This is a genomic window from Williamsia sp. M5A3_1d (assembly GCF_053345315.1).
Map to the genome: position 1 here is coordinate 839,651 of NZ_JBKEZX010000001.1, position 19,821 is coordinate 859,471.

Sequence of the window (19,821 nt, forward strand, 5' to 3'; positions counted from 1 at the left end):
GCGAGCGCTCGGGCGGGGCGTTCTGGTCGAGCGACCCCGGTGCTCGTAGGCTGCGTCCATGGATATCTCTGGAGCAAGTGCAATCGTCACCGGTGGTGCCTCGGGCATCGGAGCGGCCGCCGCGCGGCAGCTCGCCGCGAAGGGCGCCCACGTCGTCGTCGCCGACCTGCAGGCCGAGAAGGGCGAGGCCCTCGCCTCGGAGATCGGCGGTGTGTTCGTCAGTGTGGACGTGACCGACACCGAGCAGATCAAGGCCGCCGTCGACAAGTCCCTCGAGCTCGGCCCGCTGCGTGCGCTGGTCAACTCGGCGGGCATCGGGTCCGCGCAGCGGACCATCGGGCGGGACGGTGAATACGATTCGGCGTTCAACCTCGACAACTACAAGAAGGTCATCGCGATCAACCTGATCGGCACCTTCGACTGCATCCGGCTGGCCGCCACCGCGATGAGCCGCGGTGAGGAGACCGCCACCGGCGAGAAGGGCGCCATCGTCTCGATGGCCAGCGTAGCGGCGTTCGACGGCCAGATCGGGCAGGTCGCGTACTCGTCGTCGAAGGGTGGCGTCGTGGGCATGACCCTCCCGGTGGCCCGTGACCTGGCCGCGGCCAAGATCCGCGTCAACACCGTCGCGCCCGGACTCATCGACACCCCCATCTACGGCGAGGGTGAGGACTCGGAGAAGTTCAAGGCGCATCTCGGGCAGAGCGTGCTGTTCCCGAACCGTCTCGGACAGCCCGACGAGCTGGCCTCGATGGTCATCGAGCTGATCACCAACTCGTACATGAACGCCGAGGTCGTGCGCGTCGACGGCGGCATCCGGATGCCCCCGAAGTAGTTCGCGAGCCGGGGATCAGCCGGTTCGTCCGAGGATGAGTTCCACGGTCTGAGCCGGCTGATCCCACATCGGGAAGTGCCCGCACTTGTCGAACCAGTGCAGCACCGAACCGGGGAAAGCCGCGTGTGCTCGTTCCGCTTGCTTGGGCAACGTGACGCGGTCCTGGCGACCCCAGCCGATGGTGACCCGGCCGGGCGTCGTCCCAGCGGGCGCGCCCTCCTGCAGTGGACCGTCGACAAGGGCGTCGAGCGCCTCGCGCAACGACGTCGCCTTCTTGAAGCTGCGCATCTCGTGCAGCGCCACCGACGCGGGCAGCTTCCATGGCGCCGCCGAGAACTGCGTCAGCAACGCCGTGCGTCCGACCGGGTTGCCGGTCAGCGCGGGCATCACCGGTTGCAACCCGAGGACGAGCGGCAGCGAGGCCTTGAGCGCCGTGCTGAAGAAGCGCAGCTCACCGGGACTCCAGAAGCCGCCGGGATCGAGGGCGACGGTGTCGCCGCCCACGCCGCGGCGCGCCAGCTCGAGAACCATGCGCGCGCCCATCGAGCTGCCGACGGTGTCGACGCCGGTCAGATCGTGGGCGTCGATGAAGTCGGCGACCGCGTCGGTGAGCGACGCGATGGTGACCTCGCCCGGCAGAGGTGCGCTGTCGCCGAAGCCGGGGAGATCGATGCTGATCACGTCGCGATGCTGTGCGAGCTGGTCGAGGATCGGCGACCACGACTGCCAACTCGCGCCGAGACCATGGACGAGCAGCAGCGGGGTTCCGCTGCCACGACGATCGACATTGAGTGAGCTGCCGGCCATGGGTGGCCTTCCGCGAGTGGGGTCTCCCGTGCGACGACTTCTCCGTCACCTATGGGGTTGCCCCATCGACGCTACCGGTTGCACACATCCGGCCGCGGTCGTGGCCGCACCCGAACGCGCGTCGTCCGATCATCCGCGCGTCCCGCTCGGCGCTCGGCTGAACGGTGGGCGCGCACTGATGGCCTGGAGATACGACAGCGGACCCGGTCATCATGACCGGGCCCGCTGTCGTGGTTCAGATCAGAACGCGGCTTCGTCGAGCTCCATCGCATCGTTGTCGATGTTGTCGATGATGGCCTTGGTGGAGGTCAGCTGCGGGAGCATGTTCTTCGCGAAGAACGAGGCGACGCCGATCTTGCCCTCGTAGAACGACTTGTCGGCACCGGTGGCACCGTTGTCGAGCGCGGTGAGGGCGACCTCGGCCTGGCGCAGCAGCAGCCAACCGATCATCAGGTCACCGACCGACATCAGGAAGCGCACCGAGCCGAGGCCCACCTTGTAGAGCTGGGTGGCGTCCTCCTGGGCTCCCATGAGGAAACCGGTGAGGGTGGCGGCCATGCCCTGGACGTCGTCGAGGGCGGTCTTGAGCAGCGCGCGCTCGGACTTCAGGCGACCGTTGCCGGCCTCGGAGTCGATGAACGAGCTGATCTGGCCGGCCACGTGTGCCAGCGCCTGGCCCTTGTCGCGGATGATCTTCCGGAAGAAGAAGTCCTGCGCCTGGATGGCGGTGGTGCCCTCGTACAGGGTGTCGATCTTCGAGTCGCGGATGTACTGCTCGATCGGGTAGTCCTGCAGGAAGCCCGATCCACCCAGGGTCTGCAGCGACTCGGTGAGGGTGCCGTAGGCCCGCTCGGAGCCGACACCCTTGACGATCGGGAGCAGCAGGTCGTTCACGCGGAACGCCATGTCCTTGTCGGCGCCGGAGACGATCTGCGCCGACGACGGGTCCTGGTGCGATGCGGTGTAGAGGTAGATCGCGCGCAGGCCCTCGGCGTATGCCTTCTGGGTGAGCAGTGCGCGACGCACGTCGGGGTGGTGGGTGATGGTGACGCGCGGTGCGGCCTTGTTGGTCATCTGCGTCATGTCGGCACCCTGCACACGCTGCTTGGCGTAGTCGAGTGCGGTCAGGTAGCCGGCCGAGAGGGTGGCGATGGCCTTGGTGCCCACCATCATCCGGGCGTGCTCGATGACGTCGAACATCTGCGCGATGCCGTCGTGGACCTCGCCGACGAGCCAGCCCTTGGCCGGGATGCCGTGCTGGCCGAAGGTGACCTCACATGTGGCCGAGACCTTGAGGCCCATCTTGTGCTCGACGTTGGTGACGAAGACACCGTTGCGCTCGCCGAGCTCACCGGTCTCGAAGTCGAAGTGGTACTTGGGGAGGAAGAACAGCGACAGACCCTTGGTACCGGGACGCGCGCCCTCGGGGCGGGCCAGCACGAGGTGGAAGATGTTCTCGGTCAGGTCCTGATCGGCGGAGGTGATGAAGCGCTTCACGCCGTCGATGTGCCAGCTGCCGTCGTCCTGCTGCACGGCCTTGGTGCGGGCGGCGCCCACGTCGGAACCGGCGTCGGGCTCGGTGAGCACCATGGTGGCGCCCCAGCCGCGCTCGGCACAGATCTCGGCCCACTTCTTCTGCTCGTCGGTGCCGTTGTTCCAGAGGATCTCCGAGAAGCCGGTGCCCGCGCCGTACATGAACAGTGCGGGGTTGGCGCCCAGGATCATCTCGCTGATGGCCCAGAACAGGGTGCGGGGAGCAGGCATGCCGCCGAGCTCCTCGGCGATACCGACCTTGTCCCAGCCGGCGTCCATGAACGCCTTGTACGACTTCTTGAACGACTCGGGCAGCGTGACCGTGTGGTTCTCGGGGTCGAAGACCGGCGGGTTGCGGTCGGAGTCGACGAACGACTCGGCGATCGGGCCCTCGGCGAGCGTCCGGACCTCCTTGAGCATGTCGATCGCGGTCTCGCGGTCCAGGTCGCCGAAGTCGCCGCTGGCGAGGACCTCGTCGAGCTTGAACAGCTCGAAGAGGTTGAACTCCAGGTCTCGCAGGTTGCTCTTGTAATGGCCCATCAGGGAATCCTTCGTTGTACGGGATGCGGATCGACGCGCAGAGATGAACGCCTACAAGCGAGCGATCGGTAGGTTACCCGCGAGTAATAACGCAAATATACAACCGGACCGGGCGCCTGCCAACTCCCTCGTGACCGATGTGTCCAACATCCCCCGAGGGCTCCCGGGTGACCTGAGATCACCCACTACACGACCGCCCCGTCAGGCCAACTGTTCGCGGAGAAAGGCCAGATCGTCGGCGACGCCCTCGGACGGGGTCTCGAGGATGACCGGGGCACCGGCGGCGCGGGCGACCTCGACGAGGACCTCGGAACCGATGTGTCCGTCGGTGAGGTTGGCGTGGCGGTCGCGGCCGGAGTCGAACTCGTCGCGGGAGTTGTTCAGGTGCACCAGGTCGATGCGTCCGGTGATGTCGCGGATCCGGTCCACCAGGCCCACGAGATCTTCGCCGCCGGCCCACGCGTGACAGGTGTCGAGACAGAAGCCGGCCTGATCGAAGTCGCCGACGGCATCCCAGAGCCGCTCGATCGACTCCAGCGTGCGTGCCATCGCGTGGTCACCACCGGCGGTGTTCTCGATGAAGATCGGGACCGCGAAACCGCCCTTGTCGGCCTGGCGCTCGAACAGCTTGCGCCAGTTGGCGAATCCCTCGGCGTCGTCCTCGCCGTCACCGAGATGACCGCCGTGGACCACCAGGCCGATGGCACCGAGGTCGGCGGCCGCTGCGGCCTGGAGTTCGACCGCCTTGCGCGACGGCATCCGCAGCCGGTTGTTCAGGCTCGCGACGTTGATGATGTACGAGGAGTGCACCACCACGTCGATCTGCGACGACCGGATCCGCTCGGCGTCGGGATGCGGCTGCGGCTTGGGCATCTTCCGGTCCTGCGGATCGGTGACGAACATCTGCAGGAGATCGGCCCCCATGTCCTCGGCGGTGCCGATCGGGTCGGTGTCTGTGCGTACGTGTGCTCCCAATCGCATGACTCCCACGATAGGAGTAGTCCAGAGTGGAGACACCCGGCGGAGTACTGGTGGGTCAGTGGAGAGGATGGTCGGGCGATGGAACGACTGAGTGGTCTGGACGCATCGTTCCTCTACCTGGAGACGCGCTCGATGCTCATGCAGGTGGTGGGTCTGATCGAGATCGACCCCTCGACCGTCCCGGGCGGGTGGTCGTTCGATCGCATGCTGCGGGAGATGGACCGCCGCATCACCGCGATGCCCACCTTCCGTCGCAAGCTCCACGACTCCCTGTTCAACCTCGACCACCCGGTGTGGATCGAGGACCGCGCGTTCGACATCGAGCGGCACGTCCACCGGGTCGCGCTGCCCGACTCCGGCGGCGACGCCGAACTCGCCGAGTTCTGTGCCCACATCGCCGGGGTCCCGCTCGACCGCAGCAAGCCGCTGTGGGAACTGTGGGTCATCGAGGGACGTCCCCACGGCAACATCGCGATCATGCTGCGGATGCACCACGCGGGTGTCGACGGTGTCTCGGCCGCCGATCTCCTCGCGCAACTGTGTTCGCTGACCCCCGACGACCCCGACCTCGACGAGGAGAAGGTGGGCACCTCGGCGGGTGGTGCGTCGTTGCCGGCGCTCGTGGCCGACGGTCTCGTGAACTTCGCCCTCCGTCGACCCATCTCGATCGCGCGGATGTTGCCGCAGACCGCGCGCGTCCCGTTCCAGTGGATCAGCCGGTCCCGGAACGACGAGGCGATGCCGGCACCGTTCAGCGCGCCGCGTGTCGCGTTCAACGGCACCATCACCCCGCATCGGTCCATCGCGTTCACCCAGATCTCGCTCGACGACATCAAGACGATCAAGAACCACTTCGGCGTGACCATCAACGACGTGGTGATGGCGGTGGTCGCCGGCGGGCTGCGGAAGTACCTCGCCGACACCGACGACCTGCCCGACCGGCCGCTCATCGCCGCGGTCCCGGTGTCGACGCACGGTGAGGAGGACGACCGGCTGGTGGTGGCGGGGACCAATCAGGTCACCGCGATGATGATGACCCTGCCCACCGACGTCGACGACCCCGTCGCCCGGATCGACACGATGCGCGACCTCTCGACCACGGCCAAGTCGCACCACAAGTCGCTCGACGCGTCACTGCTGCGCGGCTGGGCCCAGCTCATCCCGCCGATCACGATGGGTGCGCTGACCCGTCTGTACTCGAACTACCATCTCGCAGAACGTCATCCCGCCGTGGTGAACGTCATCATCTCGAACGTGCCGGGTCCGTCGTTCCCGCTCTACTTCCTGGGATCGCGGATCCGCGCGCTGTTCCCGTTGGGTCCTGTCGCCCATGGCATGGGACTCAACGTGACCGTCATGTCGTGCGACGGTCAGATGAACTTCGGCGCGATCGCCTGCAAGGAACAGATGCCGGACGCGTGGCCCCTGATGCGGGCGATCGAGGACGACGTGAAAGCGCTGCTCGCCGAATGCAATTCGTGAATCACGCCTGAGCGAGCAGATCGGCGGCCTTCTCGCCGATCATGATCGCCGGGGCGTTGGTGTGCCCACGGATGATCACCGGCATCACCGACGCGTCGGCCACCCGCAGACCCTGCACGCCGCGTACCCGTAGGTCGGGGTCGACGACGGAGTCGCCGTCGGTGCCCATCCGGCACGTCCCCACCGGGTGGTAGAGCGTCTGGGTGTCCAGGTTGATCGCCGCGTCGACCAGCTCGCCGAGCGTGGGGTTGCCGTCGAGAGCCGGTCGTAGATAACGGTTCCCGACGACGTTCGACAGCGGGGCGGTCTCGAAGAGCTTCGCGCAGATCTCGACACCCGCGGCCAGGGTCGCGCGGTCGTGACCGTCAGGATCGGTGAGGTACCGCGGATCGATGATCGGGGCGGCGAGCGGGTCGGCCGAGGCGAGGCGCACGGTGCCGACGCTGCGCGGCTGCAGCAGCACCGCCGCGATGGTGATGCCGTCCTCCTCAGGGGCGACGAGGCCCTGACCCAGGAACGGCGCGGGCACGAAGAGGATCTCGATGTCGGCGAGCCCGGAGTCGTCGAGACCGGTCTGCAGGAAGCCGTAGGTCTCGGCGACGTTCGACGTGAGCATCCCCTTGCGGCGGGCGAGGTAGTTGATCAACGACTTCGGCTTCGTCGCCCGGTAGAGGGTCGGTTCGTCGGTGGTGCGGGTGATGCCCGCGGCGAGGTGATCGAGCATCTTCGATCCGACGTCGGGTCGGTCGACGAGGACGTCGATGCCGTGGTGTCGCAGATGTTCGGCGTCGCCGATCCCCGAATGCATCAGCAGGGCAGGGGAGTTGACCGCACCGCCGGACAGGATCACCTCACGCTTCGCGGTGACCACACGGGTGGTGCGATCCTCGATGAACTCGACGCCGACCGCGCGGGTGCCCTCGAACACCACACGCGTGGCGTGTGCACCGGTCAGCACCGTGAGGTTGGGACGCTTCATCGCCTCGCGCAGATAGGCATCGGCGGTGCTCTCCCGGGCGCCGCGGCGTTGAGTCACCACGGTCTCGGTGAACCCGTCCGGCGTCGCCACGTTCGGCGGCGCCTGTGGGTAACCCAGGCGGGCGGCGGCGGCCATGCACAGGTCGTTGAGCGGGCTGGGGCTGCGCTGACGGGAGATCTGCATCGGCCCGCCGCGACCGTGGTCCGGGTCGGTCGACCACGGGGTGTTCTCGATGCGCCGGTACCACTTCACGGCCTCGTCATAGGACCACTGGTCACCGGCCGCGGCGGCCCACGCGTCGTAGTCGGCTGCGAAGCCGCGCACCCACATCATCGCGTTGAGCGAACTCGACCCGCCGAGGGTCTTGCCGCGCGGCCAGAAGATCTGGCGCTGTTTGAGTTCGGGCTGATCGGCGGTGAAGTAGTTCCAGTCGACGTCGGAGCCGAAGAGCTGCGCGAACGCCGCCGGGATGTGGATGAACTTGTCCTTGTCGGGTCCACCGGCCTCGAGGAGCGTGACGTGTGTGTCCGGGTTCTCGGTGAGGCGGGCGGCGATCACCGCCCCGGAGGACCCCGCTCCCACGATGACGTAGTCGCTGCCGGGCACCGCGGAATCGTCCATGGCGACGATCCTAGGGACGCGCGGTGTCGCGGGAGGCCGATTCCGGTGTCTGCGTCGAGACCCAGCCGCACGCCGCGACGAACACCGGGGTGAAGATCTCGGACTGGAGCACGCAACAGGCGTGTCCGGCAGCGACATCGAACCGCCGGGCGCCGTCGATCCCGTCGACGAGCAGTTGCTGGCGCGCGATCGGGATCACCCGATCCCGGGTGGTGACGCATACCGCTGTCGGCACGTCGATCTCGGAGAGCCAGGGACGCGAGTCGAACTGGCCGAGCGCATAACCGATCTCGCTCATGTGCGACAACCGCGTCGATCGGACCTGGCGCAGCGCCCACGCACCGTCGGACAGGCCACGTTCGTCGAGCGCGTGGGCCCCGAGGCCGGGGACCGGCGTCGCGAAGCGTTGGGCGGCGAAGCGGGTCATGGCGTCGATGCGAGGCCGGCCGGTGGTCGACGACCCGAAATACGGCCCGGTCGAGGCCAGTACGAGTCCCGACACCCGGTCGCGATGGCGTCGCCAGGTGAGCTGTGCGGTGCCCCCGCCCATCGAGAACCCGGCCGCGACGAAGCGCTCGATGTCCAGGGCGTCGGCGAGGGCGGCGACATCGTCGGCACAGTCGTCGAGCGTGAAGCGAGCCGACCGGATCCCTCGCCCGTGCCAGCGCTGGTCCATCGTGATGACACGGAAATCGGCGCTCAGGTCCTCGATCACCGAGTACCAGGACAGCAGGCCTGTCGTGACCACCGCGTGCAGCAGGATGATCGGCGGTTTCGCGGCCTCGACCGCGTCGATCACGCCTTCGTCTCTCCCCGAGGTGATGCGTGCCGAGTCGGTGACGTACGTGGCGCCGCGGTCGCCGAGTTGCACCATCGTGCCGGTCGGCACGTCGGCGGTCGGGTGGGTGCGGAAGAACCGGCTCACCCCGCCCGCGAGGCGGTCCACGATCGTCGTCGGCATCAGACGCCCGACTCGCGCCCGATGGTCGATCGGCGCCAGATGGTCCCTGGGCGGAGGTGGCTCATCGATCCGATGGTAGCGACCGATCTCCGGACGGTGACCTCGCATCCGCGGGGCCGCGTGCGGCGAGAACGAAGATGAATTTTCGCCGAGTCGAGGTGACGGGGCGACCGATCTCAGACAAACTGAGGTTTCCGGTCGATGAACGCCCGGCGAACTGCGGGGAGAGGGTGACCGGTTGACGATGTCCGAGGCGGGCCGCGCAGAGCAGTCCGCTCCGTCCCGGCCCCCGTCCGTCGAGTCGACCGTCACGCCCGACCCCCGCTCTCCGGACTCGATCGCTCCGGACGCCGCCGGCACCGCGACCGATGCGCGGGGTCGATCCCGGTTCGGTGACCTGCGGTACTACCGCTGGGCGGCGATCGCGGTGTGGTTCGCGGTCATGGTGTGGCAGTTCACCGAACAGGGCCTCGCCTTCGACCGCACCCGGCTGATCCTGTGGATGTGCCTGGGGCTGGCCGCGGCGAGCATCGGCCGTCGCCGCGTCATCACCGTCATCATCGACTGGCTGCCGTTCGCCGGCGTGCTGCTGCTCTACGACCTCACGCGCAACGTCGCGCAGTGGATGGGGATGCCGACGCACTGGCACCTCGCCCCCGACGCCGATCACCTCCTCTTCGGTGTGAACCCCACGGTGTGGCTGCAGTCGCACATCAAGGACGCGTCGCCGCCGTGGTGGGAGGTCATCACCAGCATCGTCTACGTCTCGTACTTCGTGGTGCCCTACGTGGTCGCCGGTGCGCTGTGGCTGCGTGACCGCACCGCCTGGCGTCGATACGCCGTCGCCTTCGTCGCCACCACCTTCCTCGCGCTCGTCGGCTACACCCTCGTGCCGGGCGCCCCGCCGTGGGCCGCCGCACGCTGCACCGCCGAGCAGGTCGTCGACAACCCGCGGGACCCGCCGTGCATGTACTCCGAGATCCCACCCGCCTCCGGCGGTCTGCTGGGACCGGTGACACCCTCGGATCCCGGGGCCGCGCCGTATGTGGAACGCATCTCCGCGCGTGGCTGGGACGTGCTCAACGTGAAGGCAGCGTCGACTCTGCTCACCGTCGGGCAGTCGAAGGCGAACCTCGTCGCCGCGATCCCCTCACTGCACGCCGGGCTGACGATGCTGCTCGCCCTGTTCATGTGGCCGCGGGTGCGCGCGCTCGGGCGATCCCTGTTCGTGGGCTACGCGCTGGTGATGGCGTTCACGCTCGTCTACACCGGTGAGCACTACGTCTTCGACATCCTGCTGGGCTGGGGTCTCGCCGCCGGTGTGATCGGCGCACAGCGACTCTGGATCCGTCGACGGGCCCGGCGCACGACCGCGTCCGCATACGCCCCGGGGGTACCCTCGAGTCCGTGAGCCACGTCCGAGGGATCCCGCGCCGCCGCATCGTCGCGGCCGCCGTCGGTCTCGCCCTCGCGGTCGCGGTGATGCACATCCTCGTGCTCTGCGGCGGTGTCGCACACGACGGACCGCACACCTCGCACGGTGATGGTGCGGTCGGTGCATCCCACAGCGCGATGACGGCCGCGGACGCCGATCACCGCGAGCGCTTCGCAGCCGGGTCACCCGACTGCGCCGACCACGACCACGGGTGCGTGTTCCTTCGCGGCGAGATCGTCGCACTGGTCGTGGTTCTCGGGGCCGTCACCCTGATCGCGCCGCTGCGGCGTCTGTCCGGGGTGTGGTGCCGGCGTCGGCCATCGGTGTTCGGCCGTGCGCCACCCTGGGCGATTCCCGGCCATCTCGACCTCTCGGTGATCGTCCGCTGATCCGACCGCGCCTCCGCCCGGTCTCACTCAGCTCTCGATCACAGGAGTTCTCATGTTCCACAAGCGAATCCGTCATGCCCTCATCGCGACCGCCGCCCTCGCCGCCGTCGCGATCACCGGCGCGGCCTGCTCGTCCGACGACCCGGCGTCCCACAACGCCGCCGACGTCACCTTCTCGACCCAGATGATCCCGCACCATCGACAGGCCGTGGAGATGGCGCAGATGGTGCCCGCCCGCAGCACCGATCCCGACGTCATCGGTCTGGCACGACAGATCGAGGCGGCCCAACAGCCCGAGATCGACCAGCTCACCGCCCGGTTGCGGTCATGGGACGAGCCGGTGCCCACCGGGACCGACCATTCCGGGGCCGGTCATGACATGTCGGGCGGGTCGATGGCAGGGATGATGAGCGACGCCGACATGACGCAGTTGCGGTCACTGTCGGGACAGGCATTCGACCGACGCTGGCTTTCGATGATGATCGACCATCACAGCGGCGCGATCGCGATGGCGCGGACCGAGGTCGACGAGGGCCTCGACGCCGACTCGATCGCGCTGGCCCGCAGCATCATCGAGTCGCAGCAGGACGAATTGACCCGCATGCGTGCGATGCTCGCGACCTGACGACCGACCGGCGGGGGCGGCGATCAGCTCTTCTCGAGCTGGTCCTGCCCCTGTCGGCCGCGCCGCCATCCACCCTCGGTGGGCGGGGCCTCGCCGAAATGGTCGGCCTCGGCCGAGCCGTAGTAGGCCACAGCGATCGCGCCGATGGTCGCTCCGATGAACCCGACGATGGCCAACCAGCCCAGACCGGGCTCGGCCTTGTCGCCGAGGAAGAGCACCCCGATGATGCCCGGGATCGCGGTCTCGCCGACGACGAGCACCGCGGTCACGCCGTTGACCGCGCCGAGCTGCAACGCGACGGTCTGGACGTAGAAGCCGACCGCACCGGCGATCGCGATGGTCCACGCGGCGGGGTCGGTGATCAGGGTGACCGGGTTGAACGGGTCGATACCCCGCAGGATGCGCACCGCGATGGCGATGACGCCGAACAACACTCCCGCGGCCGCGCCGCCGAAGATCGCCGCACGCGGACCGAGGCGGTACATCGCGTAGACGGCGACGGCCGCGATCACGACGGTCGCCGCGAACAGGCCCCAGTGGAACGCGAAGCTGTCCGCGCCCTCGGTCTTGTGTCGCGTGGAGGCGACACCGAGCATGCACAGCGACGCGATGACCGCGCAGATCGCGATCCAGTCGCGGGTGTGCAACCGGATGCCGAGGACCGCCGTACCGAGCAGCGCGGTGACGATGAGGTTCGCCGAGACGATGGTCTGCGACAGGAAGAGGGGGAGCAGGCGGGCCGCGATGGCACCGCCGCCGAAGCCGAGGACGACCAGCGCCGTGCCGACGAGGAAGGCCGGATCACGCAGAGTCGCCGCCGTCGAACCCATCGAGGGGCCGCCGGCGGAGTTGACCGCGGGATCGCCACCGGCGTCACGCGCGGCGACCGCCGCACGCCGGGCGCCGAGTGCGCGCAGTACCGACGAGAGCCCGTATCCCACTGCGGCCAGCGACGCGAAGACGATGCCGATCACGAACATCGAAGCCTCCTCCACGCGCGACAGTGATTGTGAAATAGGCCCTAACCAGGACTTTTCCCCTCGGTCTCCAACCGTTGGCTAAGCTACCATGTTCGCTGTTCAGTCCTTTATCTGCGGTGCAGAGTTAACGGGGTCCCATGTCTCGCCCAGGATCGCGGCGCGTCCTCATCACGTTCGGTCGCTCCTTTCTCACCCTCGACCTCGCCCGGCTCATGGCCGCCGGCGGCCACGAGGTGACGATCGTCGACAGCATCACGCTCCCCGTCACCCGCTTCTCCAACGCGATCTCGGCGTTCGAGAAGGTGCCGTCGCCCACGTTCGAACCACGCGCCTACTGCCGCGAACTGGCGCGGATCGTCACCGAACGCGAGATCGATCTCCTCATCCCGGTGCACGAGGAGACCGACATCATCGCGATGCTGCGGGCAGATTTCCCCGACACGTGCGAGCTGTTCCTCTCCGATTTCGAGGTCGAGAACAATCTGCACAACAAATACGAGTTCCAGCGGGTGCTCGCCGAGCGCGGCATCCCGACGCTCAAGTTCGCGCAGGTCCGCACGCAGGCGGATCTCGAGGCCCTCGACTTCGACACCCCGTTCGCGCTCAAGGAGTGCTACTCGCGCGGATCGCAGAAGGTCTACAAGGTCACCCCGGGTGAGCTGCCCACCGACATCGAGTTCTCGCCCACCAACCCGTGGATCGCGCAGGAATGGATGAAGGGCACGCCCTACTGCTCGTACTCGGTGTGTCGTGACGGAGAGGTGTTGGCGCACACGGTGTATCCGGTCGGTTACGCGATCGACGGTCGCTCCTGCATCGCGTTCGACGCGATCGAGCACGCCGGCATCCTCGACTGGATCACCTCGTTCGTGAAGCAGATGGACTTCACCGGTCAGGTCGGGTTCGACTTCATCGAAGACGCCGAGGGCAATCTGTTCACCATCGAGTGCAACCCCCGCGGCACCAGCGGCATCATGTTGTTCGAGCCGCACAACCGAGTCGACCGCGCGTTCACCGGTGAGGCGACGGAGATGATCACCCCGGATCCGGGCACCCGCAAGATGATCGGGTTCGGCATGGGTCTCTACGGCTGGACGAAGGCGTCGCGCAGCGGTCGCACGATGCGCGAGTTCGTGCGCGACTTCCGTGAGTACGGCGACGTGATCACCAACCGCCACGACCGCCTGCCGGCCCTCATGATGCCGATCGCCTACCTCGACATCGCCCGCATGTGTTTCAAGTACCGCGTCGGCCTCGCCGAGGCGTTCATGCACGACCACGAGTGGGACGGCGTCGCAATCGAGCCGTGAGCCGATCGGACCGCGGCAGCGCGGCCGGTCAGCGGTGGTCGGTGCAGAACGCCACGATGCGCGCGACGGTGTCGGTCTGACCGGTGAACAGTCCGCCGTGGGCGACGCCGTCGATCTTGGCGAACTCCGCGTTCGGCATCTGACCCGCCGCCGCACGACACCCGTGCGGGGGGAAGAAGAGGTCGTGTTCGAAGGCGAGCACAAGGGCGGGTAGGTCGAACGCCGCCAGGTGCTCGGGCAGCGGTTCGTTCGCGGTGATCCACGAATACGACGCCTGCAGTTGGCCTCTCATGCCTCCCGGGCTCGTCCAGACCTCTCCCGAGGCGCCCAGCACCTGTTGCCAACCCACCACCGACGCCGGATCCTGCAGGAGAGACGGCTGCAGGGTGGTCATCAACTGCTCGAAGAGCATGACGTCGGCCGGGATCTCGCCGTACTCGTCGAGCAGTCCCAGTTCCATGCGGCCCACGAGTTCGCCGATCGGCGAGGGCTGCAGGCCTGCGAGCAGCACCGCGGCCCGCACCATCCCCGGTTGCCGACGCACCAACGCCTGCGTGGTGTAGCAACCCATCGAATAGGCGACGACGATCACCTGCTCGAGACCCAGTGTCTGCACGAGGCATTGGGCGTCGAAGGCCAGATCGTCGACGACATACGGCGGCTCGGGGGCCGACGACGGTGCGACCCCACGGGCGCAATAACTGATGGCCTCGAACCCCGCGGACGTCAGCGCCTCGACGACGCCGGTGTACTCCCACACCTGCGCGGGCTGCCCCAGGCCGCCGACGAGCAACACCGCCGGACCCGAACCGGTGCGGGTGACCTCAAGGGTGACGCCGTTCCCGATGTCGACGAGCGTCATTGTGACACCTCGGTTCTCAGGTCCGACGCGCCGCTGAAGTCGATCTGCGCGGCGGCGTTGGAGACGGCGGTGACCATGCCGGTGCCGATCGGCCCGCGGGTGTCGAACAGCGTCGCGGTACCGACGGAGAGCCCGGCGTCGGTGATGTGGGTGTCGGCCTGCAGGCCGATGTACTGACCGACCGGTAGGCGTGAGATCGCCACCGTCAGATCGCAGTTGATGTATCCGATGCCCTTCGATCCCCAGTTGGTCACCAGGCTCGTGGCCTCGGCGGCCATCACGATGGTGACGAACGGGGTGTTCTCGACACCGTCGATCACGGGGATCATCGTGGCCCACAGACGTTTGCGGCTTGCGTTCTGGTGCTCACTCATCACCGGTGTCCAGCCCAGATCGTCGCTGCCGTACCAGCGGAAGCGGCTGTCGTCGGCCGGTGGGTCGAACGGATGCTCGGAGTGCCATTCCTCGCCCGGTGGCTCCTGCGACGGCCGCAGCGCGACCAGGGTGGCCTGGGCGACGACGGTGTCGCCCTGGGACAGTTCGACCTCCGACACGCGGATCCGGTGCCCCGACCGGACCAGTCGCGTGTGTGCGACGAGGGGTTCACCCCGGGCGGCCTTGAACAGGTCGATGGTGATGCGCGCCGGCACCAGTTCGGGCGAGCCGTGGTCGGACTCGACCGCGTGCGCGGCCGCCGCACAGACCGCGGGCCCGTTGAGCATGTCCGGTCCCCACCGCCCGAAGGCGTACTTCGACGGCACGTATCGGCCCTCGTCGTCGATGGTGAACATGAAATACCGGCGGTCGGTGGTCGTCGGGGTCATGGGGCCACCTTGTCTGCTGTCGTGACGTCGCGGGTGCGGTACTCGGTTGCGACCACCGCGAGTGACGCGATGGCGAGCAGGACGCCCAGCCCGAAGAGCACCGGATAGGTGAGGGCGGGAACGGCCTGGTGGACCAGGGCCAACACCACCGGGGCGGCGAAGCCGAGGTAGGTCAGCGAGTAGAACACCGCGGTGAGCCCGGCGAGATCCCTCGGGCCGGCGATACGCCCGACCTCGGCCAGCCCCGCGACGAGAGCCATGCCGTACCCGCCACCGAGCACCGCGCCCGCCACGAGAGCGACCCACGGGTTCAGGGTGCTCGACGCCCACACGCCCATGCCCATGCCGACCGCGAGGAAGCCGATGGCCACCACCGAACCGCGTGCCGAGTCGGGGCGATCGATGCGCCGCGCGACCGACTGGATGGCGAAACCCGACGCCAGCGTGACGAGCGTGATCAGTGCCGCGTAGGCGATGTCGAGTCCACCGACCTCGTCGGCGAGCAGCGTCGGGAGCACCGCGTACGCGGCCGCGGCCGACCCGAACACCCACGGTGCGACGGGCACGACCACCCGGATGAAACGCCGATGGCCGATCGCGGGGATGCGCAGGTCGTCGCGCAGACGCCCCGGTGCCCCGGCCCGCACCACGGTCTCCGGTGCGCGCACCACCCACGCCGTCGCGATCCCACACAACGCCACATTTACGAGGTAGGGCAGCGTCGCGGGCAGTGGCGCCCACTGGGCCAGCACACCCGCCATCGCGGCGCCGATGCCGAGGCCCGCGGTGAGGCTCATCGCCGAGCGTCGCGCGCCGCGACTGCCCGAGGCGTCGGTCTCGAACGGTGGCGAGGAGAGTTCCTTGATCCAACTGCTGCCCACGGCCATCGCGAGCCCGAGGGCGATCCCGCTGCCGATCCGTCCGATCACCAGCAGGGCCACGTGGTCGGCGCCGAGTCCGAGGATGATCGACCCGATCGCGGCGATGGCCGGGGCCGGCCGCATCAGCCGCGCACGTCCGAAACGGTCTGACAGCGGGCCGCCGATCAGCAGCGCGGGAACGATGCCGAGCACATAGGCGAACAGCAGGGCGTCGACCACGGGACCGGACAGCCCGTGATCGCTCTTGTACATCACCAACAGAGGCGTGAACTCGTTCCCGCCCCAGGCGATGGCGAACATCGCCGCGGCGACTCCCCACCACCGGCCGGCCGTGCGGGTGGTGGTGCCGTCCGCGGCGGTCACCGGTGTGGAGGCGGCGGAGGTGTCGGACATGTCGTCCATCGAACCACCCCGGTCCACGGTGGCCCGGCACCCGGTCAGGCCAGTGGTGACACCCGACTCATCGACGAGGTGGCGCCGAGTGCGACGGCCGCGGCGGCGAGGTCGACCCGGTTGCGCAGGGCGTCGAAGCAGAGGTCCTGGCGTTGCGCCACCGCGGCGCCCAGCAGGGTCAGCGCCTGCTCGCGGTCGCCCAGGGTCCACAGCGCATCGGCCGTGGTGAGGTACAGCGCCGCAGCCGGATCGGCCTTGTCGAGGTGGACCAGCGCCCAGGCGTAGAACTTCGCGGCGTCGACGGTGTCGCAGTCGCCGGGGCCGTGGGTGCGCCGGTACTTGCCGTACAGCTCGCGACACAGGGGTTCGGAATCCGACCATCGCTGCAGGTGACACATGCACCGGACGGCGTCGTGCAGGTTCTCGAGGTAGTGCACCGAGTACGGACCGTCGCGCCGCGACCGCATCTCGCGCAGCACACTGAACTCGGCGAGGGCACGCGTGTAGTCGCCGGCCGCCAGTGCGGCGGTCGCCTCCTGCTGCAACTCGTCGATCATCGACCCATGATGACCCACATCACATCGGAGTCACCGGCGTTTGGCCGCATACAGTTGCGGCCGTGAAGCAGTCACAACCGCACACCCACACGCACTCCCCGGCCGCGATCGCGGTGCAGATGCGTCCGATGGCGGCCCGCATCGTCATCGGGGTGCTCGTCGCGGTCGCGGTGGCCGTCGCGATCGGGGCCGTGGTGCTGTGGCCGTCGCAACGCCAGCACCAGGTGCCGATCCAGTTCCAGTCGGCCGCCGCGAACGGCCAACTCGAGACCGCGACCGGCACCGTGATCGCACAGGCACGCGCACAGTGCCTCAACCGCGCGTCGGGTTCGGTGTTCGGCGGTGCCGCCGACGTCACCCCGGTCGCCGACGGACCCTGCATCGAGAGCACCGTGCAGATCACCTCCGGCAAGGACGCCGACGCCAACACACTCATCGAGGTGCCCACGAACCGCGCCCAGTCGGGCACTGCGCCGGGTGCGGTCACCCAGAATCTGTCGGCCGACCAGCTCGGCCGCCCGCAACCCGGGCAGCCCGATCTCAAGGTCGGCGACAAGATCCGGCTCGCCGTCGCGCCGGGCAACAACGGGGCCACGACCTACGGCTTCTACGACTACAGCCGCGGCACGTCGACAATCGTGTGGGCGCTGCTGTTCGTCGCGGCGATCGTGCTGGTCGCGTCGTGGCGCGGCCTGCGGTCGGTGATCGGGTTGGTGATCGCGTTCGCGGTACTGCTCGGCTTCACCCTCCCGGCGATCCTCGACGGAAAATCGCCGGTGGCCGTGGCCATCACGTCGTCGGCGGCGATCCTGCTGGTCGTCATCTACCTCGCGCACGGCGTGAGTCTGCGGACCAGCGCCGCCCTGTTGGGCACGCTGTCGTCGTTGGCGGTGGCCGCGGTGCTGTCGTATGTGTCGATCCACACGATGAACATCACGGGCCTGTCCGGCGAGCAGACCACCAACCTGCAGGTGTACCAGAACGGGATCTCCACGCAGGGGATCCTGTTGGCGGGCTTCATCATCGGCGCCCTCGGCGTGCTCAACGACGTCACCATCACCCAGGCGTCGGCGGTGTTCGAACTCGCCGCCGGTGGACGGAGTCGACGGGCCACGTTCGCGGCGGCCATGCGCGTGGGCCGCGACCACATCGCCAGCACCGTCTACACGCTCGTGTTCGCCTACGCGGGCAGCGCACTACCGCTGCTGCTGCTGTTCTCCGTGGCCGGGCAGTCGTTCTCGAACCTCGTCACCACCGACACCGTGGCGGTGGAGCTGGGCCGGTCGTTCGTCGGCGGGATCGCGATCGCGTTGTCGGTGCCGCTCACCACGGCCATCGCCGTCGCCCTGGTGCACCGCCACGAACGTCCCGACAACGTCCGGGCGGGCGAACCCCACGTCCCGATCCACGTCGGTCACCGCGACGAGAAGCCGGGCAGACACTCGCGCGCCGACTGACATCTGTGCGGTCCGGTACGTCCAGGGAACTGCTCAGGCCGGGGCGACCACGACGAGCCCGATCTCGCGAGCGGCCTCGGCCATCCGGAGGTCATAGGTGACCACGCAGTCGGCGCCGGTGCGGACAGCGGTGGCGAGATGGAGCGCGTCGAGCGATCGGAGACGGGTTCCCGGCAGCAACCCTGCCTCCCGGAAGAGGGTCGGCGGAACCCGGTACAGGCCGACGTCGGTCAACAGGTCCGTCACGAGTTCCTGGGTCAGCGCTGGGGCTCGCTGAGCGGCGCGGCGGAGTTCGGTCTCCAGAAGCCAACTCGCCACCAGATCGGGCCGACCGTCGTCGACGGCGCGGGCCAAGGCTTCGGACTCGGGCTCGGCGACGAGAAGTTTGAGAGCGGCAGATGTATCCAGGTACCAGCGGCTCAACGATCGCCCCGGAGGTCATCGATGATCTCGCCGGTGGACACCGGCAGGACGACTCGCTTCCGGTCGGCCCACCGATGGCGCGTGGTCGCGGGTCGGTCGCACGGGAAGTCGGTGTCGGCATCGATCGGGACGAGTCGAGCCACCGGGACGCCGCGGCGCGTGACCGTGTACGACTCCCCGTCCTCCACACCCCGAACGATCTCGGCGTTGTCGTTACGGAGCTCACGCTGGGTGATCACCTTCATGGCCCCGAATGTAGCACCACGTAGCACAACGGGCCCTCCGCGGCGGGAGCGCCGGCAGGCACGGTCAGTTCGCGGTGACCGCGACCCCGATGGTTGAACTCTTGCCCTTGAACAGGCTGCTGGCGGTGGTGGCGAAGCGGCCGACGAGACCGTACTTGCGGTTGATCGCGTCGCGGGTGCGAGCGGTACCGGCCTCGTCGAGGACGCGGGCGGTGGCCTCCATGGTGGGGCCGACGTTCTTGCCCGCGCGGTCACAGGTCGCGAGCAGGACCCGTGGAGTGTTGCGGATCCGCTTGACCTTCCACGACGACGCCTGGGTCCACATCAGGAGTTCCCCCTTGTCCAGGGCCGCCCAGATGGGGAGTGGCTTCGCCTCGCCGGACTTCGTGAACGTGGTGAGCTGCACGTACTTCGCCGTGCCGATGTCGCCGAACGGGTTCGCGCCGCCGCTGCTCATCTCCGTGCCCTACTTCTTCTCGAGCGTGGACTCTTTGTGGGCGGCCTTCGCACCGCTCTTGGCCGACTCGACGATCCAGTACGGCTCGTCGTCATCGGCCTTGAACTTCTGGCCGTCGAACTCGAATTCCTTCGTGCGCTTCTCGACGGCTTTCCCATGGGTCGGGCCCTGCGGGGTGTTCCAGGAAACCGCGTCGCCCTTGCTGATCGACATGGTCTCGAGGTTACCCGCAGGGCCCGTGGAG

Annotated in this window: 21 protein-coding genes; 7 read left to right on the forward strand and 14 right to left on the reverse strand. The window is 68.3% G+C overall.

The features are described 5' to 3' along the window. Window positions 1-58: 58 nt before the first annotated feature. Window positions 59-835, forward strand: coding sequence for an SDR family NAD(P)-dependent oxidoreductase (locus ACLBW1_RS03970; RefSeq protein ID WP_447810212.1), 777 nt, complete (start codon window positions 59-61; stop codon window positions 833-835). 15 nt (window positions 836-850) lie between these two features. Here ACLBW1_RS03970 and ACLBW1_RS03975 read toward each other — a convergent pair whose 3' ends face one another. From ACLBW1_RS03975 to ACLBW1_RS03985, 3 genes are all read right to left on the reverse strand, one after another. After that, entirely contained in the window at window positions 851-1,642 is a 792-nt protein-coding gene (locus ACLBW1_RS03975; RefSeq protein WP_447810213.1) for an alpha/beta fold hydrolase, read from the reverse strand. 240 nt (window positions 1,643-1,882) lie between these two features. Then, on the reverse strand, window positions 1,883-3,715 hold the full coding sequence (locus ACLBW1_RS03980; protein ID WP_447810214.1) for an acyl-CoA dehydrogenase: 1,833 nt from the start codon (window positions 3,713-3,715) through the stop codon (window positions 1,883-1,885). A gap of 201 nt (window positions 3,716-3,916) precedes the next feature. Continuing rightward, a complete protein-coding gene (locus ACLBW1_RS03985; protein WP_447810216.1) occupies window positions 3,917-4,696 on the reverse strand; it encodes a deoxyribonuclease IV in 780 nt (259 codons plus the stop codon). 78 nt (window positions 4,697-4,774) lie between these two features. On the opposite strand from ACLBW1_RS03985, the gene ACLBW1_RS03990 reads away from it, so the two are divergent. Next, on the forward strand, window positions 4,775-6,178 hold the full coding sequence (locus ACLBW1_RS03990) for a WS/DGAT/MGAT family O-acyltransferase (RefSeq protein ID WP_447810217.1): 1,404 nt from the start codon (window positions 4,775-4,777) through the stop codon (window positions 6,176-6,178). 1 nt (window position 6,179) lies between these two features. On the opposite strand, the gene ACLBW1_RS03995 is transcribed toward ACLBW1_RS03990, so the two are convergent. Continuing rightward, window positions 6,180-7,778 (reverse strand): GMC family oxidoreductase, encoded by a 1,599-nt coding sequence (locus tag ACLBW1_RS03995; RefSeq protein WP_447810218.1) that lies wholly within the window; start codon window positions 7,776-7,778, stop codon window positions 6,180-6,182. A 10-nt stretch (window positions 7,779-7,788) separates the two neighbouring features. Continuing rightward, window positions 7,789-8,739 (reverse strand): alpha/beta fold hydrolase, encoded by a 951-nt coding sequence (locus ACLBW1_RS04000; protein WP_447810219.1) that lies wholly within the window; start codon window positions 8,737-8,739, stop codon window positions 7,789-7,791. Between the two features lie 244 nt (window positions 8,740-8,983). Here ACLBW1_RS04000 and ACLBW1_RS04005 point away from each other — a divergent pair, with 244 nt between their 5' ends. From ACLBW1_RS04005 to ACLBW1_RS04015, 3 genes are read left to right on the forward strand one after another with little or no spacing between them, the layout of a single operon-like run. Next, window positions 8,984-10,150, forward strand: coding sequence for a phosphatase PAP2 family protein (locus tag ACLBW1_RS04005; protein ID WP_447811132.1), 1,167 nt, complete (start codon window positions 8,984-8,986; stop codon window positions 10,148-10,150). After that, window positions 10,147-10,563, forward strand: coding sequence for a hypothetical protein (locus tag ACLBW1_RS04010; protein WP_447810221.1), 417 nt, complete (start codon window positions 10,147-10,149; stop codon window positions 10,561-10,563). Before ACLBW1_RS04005 ends, ACLBW1_RS04010 begins: the two co-directional genes overlap by 4 nt. A gap of 52 nt (window positions 10,564-10,615) precedes the next feature. Beyond that, entirely contained in the window at window positions 10,616-11,188 is a 573-nt protein-coding gene (locus ACLBW1_RS04015; RefSeq protein ID WP_447810222.1) for a DUF305 domain-containing protein, read from the forward strand. A 23-nt stretch (window positions 11,189-11,211) separates the two neighbouring features. Here ACLBW1_RS04015 and ACLBW1_RS04020 read toward each other — a convergent pair whose 3' ends face one another. Beyond that, a complete protein-coding gene (locus tag ACLBW1_RS04020) occupies window positions 11,212-12,168 on the reverse strand; it encodes an EamA/RhaT family transporter (protein WP_447810223.1) in 957 nt (318 codons plus the stop codon). 137 nt (window positions 12,169-12,305) lie between these two features. On the opposite strand from ACLBW1_RS04020, the gene ACLBW1_RS04025 reads away from it, so the two are divergent. Continuing rightward, on the forward strand, window positions 12,306-13,478 hold the full coding sequence (locus tag ACLBW1_RS04025) for a carboxylate--amine ligase (protein WP_447810224.1): 1,173 nt from the start codon (window positions 12,306-12,308) through the stop codon (window positions 13,476-13,478). Window positions 13,479-13,506: 28 nt separating this feature from the next. On the opposite strand, the gene ACLBW1_RS04030 is transcribed toward ACLBW1_RS04025, so the two are convergent. From ACLBW1_RS04030 to ACLBW1_RS04045, 4 genes are read right to left on the reverse strand one after another with little or no spacing between them, the layout of a single operon-like run. Further along, entirely contained in the window at window positions 13,507-14,340 is an 834-nt protein-coding gene (locus ACLBW1_RS04030; protein ID WP_447810226.1) for an alpha/beta fold hydrolase, read from the reverse strand. Continuing rightward, complete coding sequence (locus ACLBW1_RS04035; RefSeq protein WP_447810227.1) at window positions 14,337-15,164, reverse strand: acyl-CoA thioesterase domain-containing protein; 828 nt, start codon at window positions 15,162-15,164, stop codon at window positions 14,337-14,339. The genes ACLBW1_RS04030 and ACLBW1_RS04035 overlap by 4 nt, the downstream gene beginning before the upstream one ends. After that, complete coding sequence (locus ACLBW1_RS04040) at window positions 15,161-16,438, reverse strand: MFS transporter (protein WP_447811133.1); 1,278 nt, start codon at window positions 16,436-16,438, stop codon at window positions 15,161-15,163. The genes ACLBW1_RS04035 and ACLBW1_RS04040 overlap by 4 nt, the downstream gene beginning before the upstream one ends. A gap of 44 nt (window positions 16,439-16,482) precedes the next feature. After that, window positions 16,483-16,995: a hypothetical protein gene (locus ACLBW1_RS04045; RefSeq protein WP_447810228.1), complete on the reverse strand. Its 513-nt coding sequence runs from the start codon at window positions 16,993-16,995 to the stop codon at window positions 16,483-16,485. Window positions 16,996-17,114: 119 nt separating this feature from the next. Between ACLBW1_RS04045 and ACLBW1_RS04050 the strand changes: the two genes are divergently transcribed. Beyond that, the gene (locus ACLBW1_RS04050) at window positions 17,115-18,452 is read left to right on the forward strand and encodes a YibE/F family protein (protein ID WP_447811134.1); all 1,338 of its coding nucleotides are present in this window, start codon (window positions 17,115-17,117) and stop codon (window positions 18,450-18,452) included. A 33-nt stretch (window positions 18,453-18,485) separates the two neighbouring features. Here ACLBW1_RS04050 and ACLBW1_RS04055 read toward each other — a convergent pair whose 3' ends face one another. The 4 genes from ACLBW1_RS04055 to ACLBW1_RS04070 all read right to left on the reverse strand — a co-directional run bounded on the left by ACLBW1_RS04055 (window position 18,486) and on the right by ACLBW1_RS04070 (window position 19,790). After that, a complete protein-coding gene (locus ACLBW1_RS04055) occupies window positions 18,486-18,875 on the reverse strand; it encodes a type II toxin-antitoxin system VapC family toxin (protein ID WP_447810230.1) in 390 nt (129 codons plus the stop codon). Further along, complete coding sequence (locus tag ACLBW1_RS04060; RefSeq protein WP_447810231.1) at window positions 18,872-19,120, reverse strand: type II toxin-antitoxin system Phd/YefM family antitoxin; 249 nt, start codon at window positions 19,118-19,120, stop codon at window positions 18,872-18,874. The genes ACLBW1_RS04055 and ACLBW1_RS04060 overlap by 4 nt, the downstream gene beginning before the upstream one ends. A gap of 64 nt (window positions 19,121-19,184) precedes the next feature. Then, window positions 19,185-19,577 (reverse strand): PPOX class F420-dependent oxidoreductase, encoded by a 393-nt coding sequence (locus ACLBW1_RS04065; RefSeq protein WP_447810232.1) that lies wholly within the window; start codon window positions 19,575-19,577, stop codon window positions 19,185-19,187. Between the two features lie 9 nt (window positions 19,578-19,586). Then, window positions 19,587-19,790 (reverse strand): DUF2945 domain-containing protein, encoded by a 204-nt coding sequence (locus tag ACLBW1_RS04070; RefSeq protein ID WP_447810233.1) that lies wholly within the window; start codon window positions 19,788-19,790, stop codon window positions 19,587-19,589. Window positions 19,791-19,821: the final 31 nt, after the last annotated feature.

What these genes read in the sequence shown, in the direction of transcription:
- ACLBW1_RS03970 (WP_447810212.1), top strand. Translation starts at nt 59, where the DNA reads ATGGATATCTCTGGAGCAAGTGCAATCGTCACCGGTGGTGCCTCGGGC.
- ACLBW1_RS03975 (WP_447810213.1), bottom strand. Translation starts at nt 1,642, where the DNA reads ATGGCCGGCAGCTCACTCAATGTCGATCGTCGTGGCAGCGGAACCCCG.
- ACLBW1_RS03980 (WP_447810214.1), bottom strand. Translation starts at nt 3,715, where the DNA reads ATGGGCCATTACAAGAGCAACCTGCGAGACCTGGAGTTCAACCTCTTC.
- ACLBW1_RS03985 (WP_447810216.1), bottom strand. Translation starts at nt 4,696, where the DNA reads ATGCGATTGGGAGCACACGTACGCACAGACACCGACCCGATCGGCACC.
- ACLBW1_RS03990 (WP_447810217.1), top strand. Translation starts at nt 4,775, where the DNA reads ATGGAACGACTGAGTGGTCTGGACGCATCGTTCCTCTACCTGGAGACG.
- ACLBW1_RS03995 (WP_447810218.1), bottom strand. Translation starts at nt 7,778, where the DNA reads ATGGACGATTCCGCGGTGCCCGGCAGCGACTACGTCATCGTGGGAGCG.
- ACLBW1_RS04000 (WP_447810219.1), bottom strand. Translation starts at nt 8,739, where the DNA reads ATGCCGACGACGATCGTGGACCGCCTCGCGGGCGGGGTGAGCCGGTTC.
- ACLBW1_RS04005 (WP_447811132.1), top strand. Translation starts at nt 8,984, where the DNA reads ATGTCCGAGGCGGGCCGCGCAGAGCAGTCCGCTCCGTCCCGGCCCCCG.
- ACLBW1_RS04015 (WP_447810222.1), top strand. Translation starts at nt 10,616, where the DNA reads ATGTTCCACAAGCGAATCCGTCATGCCCTCATCGCGACCGCCGCCCTC.
- ACLBW1_RS04020 (WP_447810223.1), bottom strand. Translation starts at nt 12,168, where the DNA reads ATGTTCGTGATCGGCATCGTCTTCGCGTCGCTGGCCGCAGTGGGATAC.
- ACLBW1_RS04025 (WP_447810224.1), top strand. Translation starts at nt 12,306, where the DNA reads ATGTCTCGCCCAGGATCGCGGCGCGTCCTCATCACGTTCGGTCGCTCC.
- ACLBW1_RS04030 (WP_447810226.1), bottom strand. Translation starts at nt 14,340, where the DNA reads ATGACGCTCGTCGACATCGGGAACGGCGTCACCCTTGAGGTCACCCGC.
- ACLBW1_RS04035 (WP_447810227.1), bottom strand. Translation starts at nt 15,164, where the DNA reads ATGACCCCGACGACCACCGACCGCCGGTATTTCATGTTCACCATCGAC.
- ACLBW1_RS04040 (WP_447811133.1), bottom strand. Translation starts at nt 16,438, where the DNA reads ATGTCCGACACCTCCGCCGCCTCCACACCGGTGACCGCCGCGGACGGC.
- ACLBW1_RS04045 (WP_447810228.1), bottom strand. Translation starts at nt 16,995, where the DNA reads ATGATCGACGAGTTGCAGCAGGAGGCGACCGCCGCACTGGCGGCCGGC.
- ACLBW1_RS04050 (WP_447811134.1), top strand. Translation starts at nt 17,115, where the DNA reads ATGCGTCCGATGGCGGCCCGCATCGTCATCGGGGTGCTCGTCGCGGTC.
- ACLBW1_RS04060 (WP_447810231.1), bottom strand. Translation starts at nt 19,120, where the DNA reads ATGAAGGTGATCACCCAGCGTGAGCTCCGTAACGACAACGCCGAGATC.
- ACLBW1_RS04065 (WP_447810232.1), bottom strand. Translation starts at nt 19,577, where the DNA reads ATGAGCAGCGGCGGCGCGAACCCGTTCGGCGACATCGGCACGGCGAAG.
- ACLBW1_RS04070 (WP_447810233.1), bottom strand. Translation starts at nt 19,790, where the DNA reads ATGTCGATCAGCAAGGGCGACGCGGTTTCCTGGAACACCCCGCAGGGC.